This window comes from Nostoc sp. (assembly GCF_036917415.1).
Taxonomy (GTDB): Bacteria; Cyanobacteriota; Cyanobacteriia; order Cyanobacteriales; family Nostocaceae; genus Nostoc.
The window spans coordinates 43,383-55,243 of the sequence record NZ_JBALDJ010000050.1; the positions used below are offsets into that span (position 1 = coordinate 43,383).

An 11,861-nucleotide genomic window follows, 5' to 3' on the forward strand; every position below is an offset into this window, starting at 1 on the left:
CATCGAAAACTGAGCTTGTTGTTAACTACTGCTAGCAAGTCTGGCAGGACTGATTTCCTTTACGACCCAAATTTCTCCATTGCTAAACAAACCCCAATATGGATTTAATGAACGACCCGCAGGCAAAGCGCGAGGCTTCCAGAGCGCAAGCGAACACAGACGAACTGACTGAGCGCATCTCACAGGCTATCCGTAATGATGGAACGATTGAGTCACTGAAAGGATTGCACCTCAACCGCTCCTCCTCGCCTTCAGAATGCGTTCATGGTGTCTCTGTCCCTGCCTTTTGCGTAATTGCTCAGGGCAGCAAAGAAGTCCTTCTGGGCAACAACCGCTATCAGTACGACCCGATGCATTATCTCCTTGCTACGGTCGAACTGCCGATTGTCAGCCAAATTCTTGAAGCGTCCAAGGAGCAACCATACCTTAGCCTTCGCCTCGATCTCGACCCCACCCTTGTCGGTTCAGTGATGATCGAGGCTGGGCATTCCTCATCGCACAGCCGTGCTGATGTGAAAGCAATTGACGTAAGTCCGTTGGATGCAAATCTGTTGGACGCTGTGCTGCGGCTCGTCAGGCTTCTAGATTCCCCTGCTGAAGCTCATGTTCTTGCACCACTGATTAAGCGGGAAATCATTTACCGACTCCTGATAGGAGAACAAGGTAGCCGGCTCCGTCAGATTGCAGTTCTGGGAGGCTACACCCACCACATCGCTAAAGCCGTCGCGCGACTTCATAAAGACTTTAAGGAGCCGCTTCGGATTGAAAACATCGCCCGAGATTTTGGAATGAGTGTCTCAGGCTTCCATCATCACTTCAAGTCTGTCACTGCAATGAGTCCCTTGCAGTTCCAGAAGCAACTGCGGCTTCAGGAGGCTCGCCGTCTGATGCTGGGGGAAAACCTTGACGCTACCAGTGCTGCCTACCGAGTGGGTTATGACGATGCCTCGCACTTCAACCGGGAGTACAAACGGCTTTTTGGTGCACCACCGATGCGCGATGTGGAGCGGCTGCGAGAAGCTGCTAGGGAGACTGCTTAGTTCAATAATGTATCTCCTCAATAGGCCCTAATTTTGCCATAAATTGCTAAAACCTAGACACAAAAAGCTTTTCCAAACTATCTTGTCGAAAATTACGAGTATCTCGGCTCAATACCCAATAACAGTCTTGGTAGCTCAATCAGCCACTTTTTTTTGAAATGTTCTCTAGATAAGCTTTTCAGCCTTTACGTGGCGGCTGGTGATAGCTTCGCTTAACTAATGACTTTTGACTAATGACAACCCTCGCAAGTAAATATACAACTTAAATGCGTAACAGTTTAACTTGAATTTTTCAGATTTTGGTAGATATACAGCGAAGAAATTGTATTTAAATCTACTTCTTTAGGCTCAAATTTATCCTCATTAGTATTTTTAAATAGGACTGTAAATGCACCAGCACCTAACCTATCTTGAGGAAATATCCGATAACAAGGCATCGTAGTTAAATGCGATTGATATTTGGCTAAATTACTAACTTCTATCGCTTTAAAATAGGAAAACCGTTCCAAAAACCATTCGCAAACTTGCTCATTTTCTTCAGGAGAATATGTGCAAGTCATATAAGCAAGATAGCCTTGCGGTAAAACAATTTTAGCAGAGTTAGCTATAATACGCTTTTGCCGATTTGCACTCTTATTAATAGCAGTTGGGTGAAAACATCCAGGTGCTTTTTCACCTTTAGCAAGTAACGATTGTCCAGTACACGGAGCATCTACTATTACTAGATTGCTAGAGCCAGGAAACATTTCGACAAATATGCTCGAATCTCGATTAACCACTGCACTAGGGCTAACCTGGCAACGCTTCAAATTAGAAATTAGCATTCCCAGACGTTTGCCAATTACTTCATTACTGATGAGCAATTCAGGTTTTAAAGCTTTCCAAGCGAAGATACTTTTCCCTCCTGGTGCGGCACACATATCAAAAACTAAACGCACTGACTGAGGAATAGCTAACAAAGTAGTAGCTGCAAACACCGAAGAAAAATCTAAACAATAGAAATATCCTTTTTCATGCAAGGGATGCTTACCAGGTTTTTCTCCCAGACATAAGCGGTCTATAAATTGTGGTTGCCAAGAAGTTGGTGTTTCCACTGCCAAAGATGAAATATCTGGCTTTTCTTGACACCAAAGAATACTAGGTGAAAAAGGCTGAGGATTCATTAAAGCCTCAATAAATTTTTCTTGTTCATCTAGATTAATGAACAAACGCCGCGAGACTTTAAGTAATAAATTAGAAGGTTTTTCCATGTAAATTATGAATTATGAATTAATAGAAGTACGTTGTATCTAAATCAAAATCAAACTGTTACACAAGAACAATGTAATTAAGGCTTTTGGCTTCATACTCAAAATATAATGACCGCCATTGGGATCGCAATGGCCAAGCTACCCCACTGCACCGGAGAAGGTCATGTTCTTAGATAGTTTTCCGCAAAAATTACGCAAAGAAGCACACTTATGGAGGGATGAAGGATTAATTAGTTCTTCGCAGTATGAGCAGATAGCAGAACGTTATCAATTTAAAAACCTGGAAGCTGCTGCACGCGATCGCAATAAAGCGATCGCAATCGCAATCGGCAGCATCCTTTTATGCTTAGGCATAATTACCTTTGTATCAGGAAACTGGCAGGGAGGATCGCGAGAAATCAAAATTATTCTGATGATGAGTTTGTTTTTTGCGATCGCGATCGCTGGTTTTTACACCTGGAGACCACCTGAAGGAAAGAAGCCAGAACGAAGCAAACGCCTACTAGGAGAGGGATTGCTAATTTTAAGCGCCTTCATCTTCGGTGCAAATTTACTGTTGATGGCCCAGATGTTCAATATCATCGGTTCAGTTTCCCAACTGTTTCTCGCCTGGGGATTCGGTGTTGTGGTCATGGCCTTCAGTTTGTCCTTAAATTCTTTAGGAATTTTATCAATTGTCCTTGTGGAAATCGGCTACTGGACTGGACTAGAAGACTTATGGTACGCAACAGGAGAGTTAACTTGGTCGCGGCTAGTAGTACAGCATCTGCCTTTATTGGCATGGCTGGTATTTGTACCCTTAGCCTACTTCTGTCGATCCCGTTGGATTTTTGGTCTAGCAGCCTTTGTTTTTGCTAGTTCCTTACAAGCCAACCTTAATCCTCTGCCACTGTTGAATTATGCTGATATAGCCCCTTGGGTGGCATCTTTTGCTTTTGCACTCCCACCTGCATTATTCTGGAGTTATGATGATTTACTGTTTCCAACCATAAATTACAGGTTGTTTCAATATCTAGCCCGTAATTTAGCGTTAGTAAGCTTCGGCGTTGTCTTTTACGTTCTGTCTTTTCGTTGGGTCTGGGAATCTCCAGATTATAGTTATAATCAGCCAACGAATTTGACAAACTTATTCGAGTCTCTGCCAATTATCGATTTGGGGATTCTCAGCGGCTTGGCGGTATTACAATGGTTGTTTCTACTGCGCCAAAGAAATAACCCTCCGCGCCGCGAAGTGATTTTCACAACTGCTGTCATTAGTACATTTCTTGTCTTTATTGCAATAGTACCTTTTTGGCATCAAACTATCAGCCGGATTGATGAACTTGGCATTTTTATTTTCAATGTACTTCTTGCAACATTAGCCTGGGGACTAATTCAAGAAGGATTGAAATTAAGCAACAGAAGTTCCTTTTGGGGCGGTATGCTGTTAGTAACACTGCAAATTATCAGTCGCGTGCAGGAGTACGACACCGATTTACTTTTTAAGTCGCTAGTCTATGTCCTGTGCGGTTCTGCTTTAATTAGCGCTGGACTCTGGTTTGAACGCCGCCTACCTGGTGGTAGCTCTACAAGTAAAAAGTAGTGCAAATTCAAAATTCAGAAATCTGCCCATCATCAAAATCTCTGTGCGTCAAAATTTTTAAAGTTTCTCTGCGTCAGTCCTAATCTCGTTACTTTTAACCTCCTCAAGACCTCTGCTTTTTAGGACTACGCTCATGACTAATACCTCTTCTGAATCTAAGAATAAACCCTTGTCTCCCGAAGCCGAATTTTCCAATAAGGTGACTTTTCGGGATTACTTGATTGCTACTGAACAAAAATCGAATAAGCCCTTACCTTTTTGGCGGTTACTTGCTCCGCTGGCGCTGCAAACAGGGCTAATTATGGCAGTACCAGCCCAAGCAGTTTATACAGATGTCACAGGTAAGACGGTGATTTTACAAACCGTACCTGTAGACCCTAACAATGCGATCGAAGGTAACACCTTAGCCTTAGATTACAACATATCCCGTACCTCAAATTTGAGCAGACTACCTGGCTGGCAAACATTAGTCAGCAGAGGTCGTGGAAGTGGCAGAAGATTGCCTGAAGGAACCAATATTTACGTGACTTTGCAAGAGCAATTCTCTACTGGTCGCGGTGTTCCAAGAGCTTGGAGACCGTTACGAGTAAGTAGCGATCGCCCCACAACTCTTAGAGCTAATCAAGTAGCCTTAAAAGGTGTTTATCAGGATGGTTCTGTTAACTACGGTTTAGAAACATATTACATCCCAGAAAACCAACGGCAGCAGATTCGGAACGACTTACAAGCCCAACGCGCTCGCAGAGGACAAGTACCACCCATTGTGGTAAAAGCGAAAGTAGATCCCCAAGGTAAAGCAGTGCCACTTAGTATGTGGGTGCGCGATCGCAACTATCGTTTTTAAGCTGTTAGGTAAAGCGTGTAAACATGCAAGGTTTGTCTCTAAAGTTCTGAGCGCTGGAAGTCAGCGCTCAGAATTTTCTGTTTGTTATTTGTATTTACGAATGACAAATAAAGAAATTGATTTTAATACTTGAAATTGAGTTAACCCTCTTAGTATTGAGTTAACTCTAAGTTATGGTTGCACTTAAATAACTATCAACTTTTCATGTACAATCACCTGAGTCGAGAGTTACAAAGCATCCAGAATTTTATAACCTGCAAATTAGGTTGTTATGCGATCGTTAAAATATAAAGAATACGTAAATAACACTACTTTTATATAAATTTTTCAACAAAAACATGAAAACAATGTAAAGATTTTTATTAAATTAGAGAAATCTAAGTAAATTTTCGCTATGTAAGTACTATCAGGTTATAATTTGGTTTCTATTTTCAAATATCGAATAAAAGATTATCAAACAGAATACATGCGTCAGTCGCCAGAATTCAGAATTGAATTCTGTGCGACTGATGGATGAATAAACGGGTTTAAAACCCCCTCCAAATCGTAGATTTGGTGGTCAACAAGACCTGCGCCGATCTGAAATCCCCGACTGTAAGCGTTGCCTTAGCGAGTCCACGTTCGCGCTAGCGTCTCGTAGAGAGCGTCTTGATTCTGACCGGAGGCGGAGCGTCTCCGGCTCCGCTCCTGAATTCTGACTTCTGAATTCTTCTTCAATTTTTGTCATTAACAATCTTAGAGGATGTTTGAAAAGTCGCAAAGTATGCTGTAAACCCCTCTCCAAACCTCTCCCCGATAGGTCGAGAGGCTTTGAAAGTCCCATTCCCTTGTAGGGAAGGGGGTTAGGTTTGGGAGGTTTTGGTGTTAGCAATAATACTTTTCAAACATCCTCTTAGAGGTTGTTCAGATTCTGACAAAAAATTCGTTAATTAATGCTTGTTAAGTCTACAACTTTCTAGTTCTGACTCTGTGAATTTTTGATCGAATAAAGCCCGAGCTTCAGAGTTATCTGTGAATTCTGACTTAAAGAATTCTTATTCAAAGAGCAAGACTTTCAGGGATTAAAACTTTATCGCACTCAATTGAGGAAAGTTATATTATGCCCAGGCTAATTGTTTCTTTACCCGCACTCATAGGCACCTCTGGTTCCGATCTAGTGGTGGGCCAAGAGGATAATGCATTCCCAGCAATTGGAATTGAGGTTCAAAAAAATGGAGTCATTAATACTCAAGCAGGCAAGGACACTATCAAGGGTAGTGCCACAGGTGGTGACGACTTTGACAATGCAGGCATTGGCACAGGCATTGCTAACAGTGGCATCATCAATGCAGGGATAGGAGATGATACGATCTCTGGCACAGGCACTGGTGGTTATGAGTATCGATCCTATGTAGCTGGTATAGGTATCTCCAACACTCAGGGTGGCTACATTAATGGAGGAGATGGAAAAGATTCGATCTTCGGTTTGGGGACATCCGGTGGTACAGGCATCCAAAACAGTAAGGATAGCCGTATTGATGGAGGAAAGGGGGACGACTCTATCTTCGGAACTGGAATTGGAAAATTTAACGGGTTTGCTATAGGAATCTCTAACACTGAGAGCAGCGATATTAATGGAGGAGAAGGGAACGATTCTATCTCCGGAACTGGAACTGGTGGAACTGCTTTCAATGGAGGAGATGGTACAGGCATCTTCAACAGTGGTGGCAGCGAGATTAATGGAGGAAACGGAAACGATTTTATTACTGGTATCGGCGAGGGCAGTGATGCAGAAGCAGATCCGTCCAGAAGTTACTATCCGGGTAAGGGTACAGGCATCTCCAACGGTCAGGGTAGCACGATCAGTGGAGGGAAGGGAAACGACTTCCTCTCTGGCACAGGCACAGGCGGTGCAGGACTCTCCGATAACCCTTTTGACACGATCGCACCTAGTATAGGTATAGGTATTGTTAACAGTGGCACGATCAGTTTAGGCGATGGCAACGATAGCATCATCGGTACTGGCATTAATAAAGGCATAGGTATTGATAATACTAATGGCATTATCTATGGAGGAGTAGGAAATGATACCCTTACTGGGTATGGCACTAACACTGGCATCCAAGGTGGCACAATTGATGGCGAAGACGGTAACGATTACTTCAAAGCCCGTCGAATTGATGCTAGCGGTAATGCCGTTTCCAACCAAGGGGGCGCGATCGCCAATGTCTTGATTAAGGGTGGAGCTGGAGCCGACATATTTGATGTTGGTTACGGTAATGCCACCATTGATGGCGGATCTGGATCGGACAAGCTAATTCTGCCTGGTTTCAAAAGTAATTACATTATTCTAGGCAACTCTAACAATTACACTATTAAACGTGATGAGTTCACCCTTAATGTCTTGAATGTTGAGCAAATCGCCTTTTTTGGCGCTTCCTCTACATTAGGCTCTGCTTTGATTTCCTAATCGGATAAGGGAGAGCCATCTAGAACACAAAACCTTTAATAGGTATACAGACGAATGGCACTAAGAAAAGTGTAAATCCTTAATCTGGCTGACTTTTAGGTGTAAGGGTGTAAGGGTTGTACGGTCAGGAATTCAAAACAAAATAATACTTACAAATCAACTACTTTTTCTACATCCCCACTGCCAGAATAAGCAAAGGTTTCACCTTTTCTGCGTGACATTCGTCTTTTTCTCCTCTTTTTTAATTAGCGATCGCACTACAAATTTACTAGTATTGAGCAACACACTGCTAAGGCACAATCAGCACTGGGCAAGGTGAAAGGTTAATCACACGAGTGGTAACACTATCATCCGCTCCCTCTTCAGTCAAGCCTAGCCCCCGACAGCCCATGATAATTAAATCTGCCCCGATTTCATCAGCAACATCGCAGATCGTAAAAGCTGGTTTGCCTCGCCTTTCCAGGGTTTCAGATTGAATTCCTTGCCCAGAAAATAAAGATTGGGCATTTTCCAACAGTTTAGCAACTACCTCTGGCGACACCATCGGATCGTCTGCACTAGCCGCATCTGGAGGCGGTTCTTCTACCACAGACAGCAGCACTAAGCGACTGCTGTATTTTTTAACTACGTTGGTTACAACATCAGCAGCTTCCCGCGTTTCCCGGCTTTGATCGATAGGAAATAATACTGTCTTAAATATATCTGTCACTTGGGTACCCCTGACTCCGGTAAAATCTTGATGGTTCTACTTTCAAAACAATAACAAAAAGGCAATCAGGAGAGTTTGGTGTGTCCAAAAAAAGTTTAGCAAGTTTATCTTCGGCTGATATCTCTGGGAAACGTGCCTTAGTGCGGGTTGACTTTAATGTGCCGGTGGACGATCGAGGCAACATTACCGACGATACTCGGATTCGCGCCGCTCTACCAACCATCCAAGATTTGACGCAGAAGGGAGCTAAGGTCATTCTCGCCAGCCATTTTGGCCGTCCCAAGGGTGTGGATGACAAATTACGCCTAACTCCCGTTGCCAAGCGTCTGTCTGAGTTACTGGGGCAAGAAGTGATTAAAACTGATGATTCCATTGGCGATGAAGTTGCAGCGAAAGTTGGCGCCCTGCAAAATGGCCAAGTGCTGTTACTCGAAAATGTGCGTTTTTACCCAGAAGAAGAGAAAAATGACCCAGAATTTGCGAAAAAATTGGCAGCTAATGCTGATTTTTATGTAAATGATGCTTTTGGTACTGCACACCGCGCCCATGCTTCTACTGAAGGCGTGACCAAATTCCTCAGCCCTTCTGTGGCTGGATATTTGGTTGAGAAGGAATTAGAATATCTGCAAAACGCCATTGAAAATCCCCAACGTCCTTTGGCAGCAATTATTGGTGGTTCCAAAGTTTCCAGTAAAATTGGTGTAATTGAAACGTTGCTGGAGAAGTGCGACAAGCTGATTATCGGTGGTGGGATGATTTTCACCTTCTACAAAGCCCGTGGTTTGAATGTTGGTAAGTCGTTGGTGGAAGAAGACAAGCTAGAACTAGCGAAATCTTTGGAAGCTAAGGCTAAAGAACGGGGCGTTACCTTCTTGTTACCCACGGATATCGTATCAGCAGATAAGTTTGCTCCCGATGCTAATGCGACAACTGTCAGCATTGAGAACATCCCCAATGATGGTATGGGTTTAGATATTGGCCCAGACTCAGTAAAAGTTTTCCAAGACGCCCTTGCAGATACCAAAACGGTAATTTGGAACGGGCCGATGGGTGTGTTTGAGTTTGATAAGTTTGCCGCAGGTACGGAAGCGATCGCTCATACCCTCGCCGAAATTAGCAAAACTGGCACAACTACCATCATTGGCGGCGGTGACTCAGTAGCGGCTGTGGAAAAGGTTGGTTTAGCCGACCAAATGAGCCACATCTCCACCGGCGGCGGCGCTAGCTTGGAGTTACTTGAAGGCAAGGTATTGCCTGGAATTGCAGCTTTAGATGATGCGTAAGAAAATTAGCTCTTAAGCTACTGAAAAAAATCTGGTAGTTTTTGACAATTGTGGTAAGGGTGCGGTATACCGTACCCTTACTATATTTATTAGCATTTTTGGCAACCATACTACCAAAATTGGGGAGGTGAAAGTGTAATGGCAAGAATTGAAGAAATTTCAGTCAAAAACTATAGGGTTTTGCAAAATATTACTTTAAAAGATATCAAACCTTTTTCCGTTTTTCTTGGACCTAATGGTAGTGGTAAGACTACTTTTTTTGATGTGATAGGTTTTCTTTCAGATTGCCTTACTACTAATGTTCGCAAAGCCTTAGAAAAGCGAGGAAGATTTCAAGAAGTTATCTCGCGTGATTGTCAAGGTCAAGAAATTGAAATTGTAATTAAGTATCGTGAAAATAATCAATCTCCTAAAATCACCTATACAGTTGCTATTGCTTTACAAAATGGAGCGCCAATTGTTTCAAGAGAAACTCTCAAATGGAAGCGCGGTTCTCGTGGAAAACCATTTGATTTTCTTAAGTTTGAAAATGGTGGAGGTGAAGTAATTAGTGGTGAAAATCCAGAAATTAATGACAAAAGAATTCACTATCAAATGGATGATCCCAGTTCCCTTGCTATTAAAACTATAGGTCAATTATCAGATAACCCACGCATTGCTAGTTTGCGCCGTTTTATTGAGGAATGGTTTCTCTCTTATTTTATACCAGATCAAGCTCGTCAGCTAGCGACTGCTGGTGCAATGGAACATCTCTCTCGTGAAGGAGACAATATTGCCAATGTAGTTCAATACCTTGCTGATGAACATCAAGAAACTTTATCCAAAATTTTGAAGTTATTAGCTAGCCGTGTTCCCCAGTTAGAAAAAGTGGAGTCAGAGCCAACAATTGATGGCAGACTGGCTCTTTTATTTAAAGATGCACCTTTTAGTAAACCATTTTTAGCAAGGTTTTCTTCAGATGGTACACTAAAGTTACTAGCATATTTGATATTATTAAATGACCCTAATCCTCCTCAGTTACTTTGCATTGAAGAACCAGAGAATGGACTGCACCATCAACTTCTTGATTCTTTGAGTGAGGAAGCTCAGGCTTACTCGCAACGCTCACAAGTATTTGTTTCTACCCACTCCACATTTTTTGTTAACACAATAAAAGATGCTAAACAACTCTGGATTTTTCAACGTGATGATAATGGTTATGCAACTGTTATAAGGGCTGATCAAATCCCTGATACTAAATATTTTATAGAATCCCAAGCAGGTTTAGGTGATCTTTGGTCTGAGGGATATTTTAGAGAATTACCTTAGTGGTAGCAATTATGCATATAGAGTTTTTAGTAGAAGAACCTTCAACTGAAGTTGCTTTAAATTTTATTGTCCCTAAAATCATAGGTGATACTCATACGCTGAAAATTCATAACTTTCAAAATAAAGATAGACTTTTAAAAAGACTGCCTGAGCGGATGAAAGCTTATGCTAACTTTGTGCCTGATGACTGGCGGATCGTGATTATAGTAGATGAAGATAGATGTGATTGCCAAGAATTAAAGAGGAAACTTTGTGATGCTAGCAGTGTTGTGACTAAACACAAAGGAAATATTGTTCTCCATAGAATTGCTGTAGAAGAACTGGAGTCATGGTTTATAGGTGATGTCACAGCAATTAGGGCTGAATATGAAAAGATTCCTGTTTCTTTATCCCAGCAAGCTAAATTTCGGAATCCAGACAATATCAAAGGTGGTACATGGGAGCAACTAGATAAGATCCTAAAAAAATATGGATATGAGACAGGCTTACAAAAAATCGACTTTGCTGAGAAAGTTTCTCCGCACATGGATGTAGAAAACAATCTCTCTAGAAGTTTTCAGATTTTTCGAGATGGACTAAGAAGTATCGTCAAATAAAATTTATTAATCAGATACTTGCTTGCAGTAACTTACATAAAATAAAGAAAAAACTGTGGAAACTAAATGGCTGGAATGGGCACAAAAGTTACAAGCGATCGCTCAAAATGGTCTAACCTATTCTGAAAACCCTTTTGATATCGAACGTTACAAACAATTACGAGCGATCGCCACGGAAATCATGGCGAATTACTCAAATGTAGAACACAGCTATGTCCTCGATTTATTTAGTCGTGAACTAGGATATGCAACTCCCAAAGTTGATGTGCGAGGAGCAATTTTTCGTGATGATACTATATTGTTAGTCAAGGAACGAGTAGACGGCTGTTGGACTTTACCTGGTGGATGGGCTGATGTTGGTGAGTCGCCTAGTGAGGTAGTTGTGAAAGAAGTATATGAAGAATCTGGATACCAAGCACGCGCTATCAAACTCCTAGCAGTCTATGACAGAAACAAACAGGGACATCCACCATTACCATTTTATGTCTACAAACTGTTTTTTCACTGTGAACTTATTGGTGGTTCTCCATCATCAAGTATTGAAACTGAAGAAGTAGGTTTTTTCCCTGAAGGTGCGTTACCAGAACTTTCTCTCGGACGTGTGACACCAGTACAAATAAATCGACTTTTTCAACATTATCGCCAACCAGATTTACCGACAGACTTTGATTAGTAGCCCTTCAATATTTAATATACTTGACCAACTTTTTTAGGTAAGATACTACTACACAAATGTCCTATCAGCACTAATGAACTATATAGTTTACTCCGATAGGTTGCTACCAAAATAAATGCATAGC

Annotated in this window: 10 protein-coding genes; 8 read left to right on the forward strand and 2 right to left on the reverse strand. The window is 41.9% G+C overall.

The window, feature by feature from the left end; all coding sequences use genetic code 11:
* The first annotated feature begins 98 nt into the window (after window positions 1-98).
* On the forward strand, window positions 99-1,040 hold the full coding sequence (locus tag V7K41_RS08965) for an AraC family transcriptional regulator (RefSeq protein WP_334847350.1): 942 nt from the start codon (window positions 99-101) through the stop codon (window positions 1,038-1,040).
* Between the two features lie 278 nt (window positions 1,041-1,318).
* On the opposite strand, the gene V7K41_RS08970 is transcribed toward V7K41_RS08965, so the two are convergent.
* Complete coding sequence (locus tag V7K41_RS08970) at window positions 1,319-2,290, reverse strand: RsmB/NOP family class I SAM-dependent RNA methyltransferase (RefSeq protein WP_334847352.1); 972 nt, start codon at window positions 2,288-2,290, stop codon at window positions 1,319-1,321.
* A 163-nt stretch (window positions 2,291-2,453) separates the two neighbouring features.
* On the opposite strand from V7K41_RS08970, the gene V7K41_RS08975 reads away from it, so the two are divergent.
* The 3 genes from V7K41_RS08975 (at window position 2,454) to V7K41_RS08985 (ending at window position 7,165) form a co-directional block, all read left to right on the forward strand.
* On the forward strand, window positions 2,454-3,872 hold the full coding sequence (locus tag V7K41_RS08975; RefSeq protein WP_334847354.1) for a DUF2157 domain-containing protein: 1,419 nt from the start codon (window positions 2,454-2,456) through the stop codon (window positions 3,870-3,872).
* 133 nt (window positions 3,873-4,005) lie between these two features.
* Window positions 4,006-4,716, forward strand: a complete 711-nt coding sequence (locus tag V7K41_RS08980; RefSeq protein WP_334847356.1) for a GDYXXLXY domain-containing protein — start codon at window positions 4,006-4,008, stop codon at window positions 4,714-4,716.
* Between the two features lie 1,099 nt (window positions 4,717-5,815).
* On the forward strand, window positions 5,816-7,165 hold the full coding sequence (locus tag V7K41_RS08985; RefSeq protein ID WP_334847358.1) for a beta strand repeat-containing protein: 1,350 nt from the start codon (window positions 5,816-5,818) through the stop codon (window positions 7,163-7,165).
* Window positions 7,166-7,454: 289 nt separating this feature from the next.
* On the opposite strand, the gene V7K41_RS08990 is transcribed toward V7K41_RS08985, so the two are convergent.
* Window positions 7,455-7,865: a universal stress protein gene (locus V7K41_RS08990; protein WP_334847503.1), complete on the reverse strand. Its 411-nt coding sequence runs from the start codon at window positions 7,863-7,865 to the stop codon at window positions 7,455-7,457.
* 89 nt (window positions 7,866-7,954) lie between these two features.
* On the opposite strand from V7K41_RS08990, the gene V7K41_RS08995 reads away from it, so the two are divergent.
* From V7K41_RS08995 to V7K41_RS09010, 4 genes are all read left to right on the forward strand, one after another.
* The gene (locus V7K41_RS08995) at window positions 7,955-9,157 is read left to right on the forward strand and encodes a phosphoglycerate kinase (RefSeq protein ID WP_334847360.1); all 1,203 of its coding nucleotides are present in this window, start codon (window positions 7,955-7,957) and stop codon (window positions 9,155-9,157) included.
* A 138-nt stretch (window positions 9,158-9,295) separates the two neighbouring features.
* Window positions 9,296-10,465: an AAA family ATPase gene (locus V7K41_RS09000; protein ID WP_334847362.1), complete on the forward strand. Its 1,170-nt coding sequence runs from the start codon at window positions 9,296-9,298 to the stop codon at window positions 10,463-10,465.
* Window positions 10,466-10,476: 11 nt separating this feature from the next.
* Window positions 10,477-11,061, forward strand: a complete 585-nt coding sequence (locus V7K41_RS09005) for a DUF4276 family protein (RefSeq protein ID WP_334847364.1) — start codon at window positions 10,477-10,479, stop codon at window positions 11,059-11,061.
* Between the two features lie 55 nt (window positions 11,062-11,116).
* A complete protein-coding gene (locus V7K41_RS09010) occupies window positions 11,117-11,734 on the forward strand; it encodes an NUDIX hydrolase (protein ID WP_334847365.1) in 618 nt (205 codons plus the stop codon).
* Window positions 11,735-11,861 lie beyond the last annotated feature (127 nt).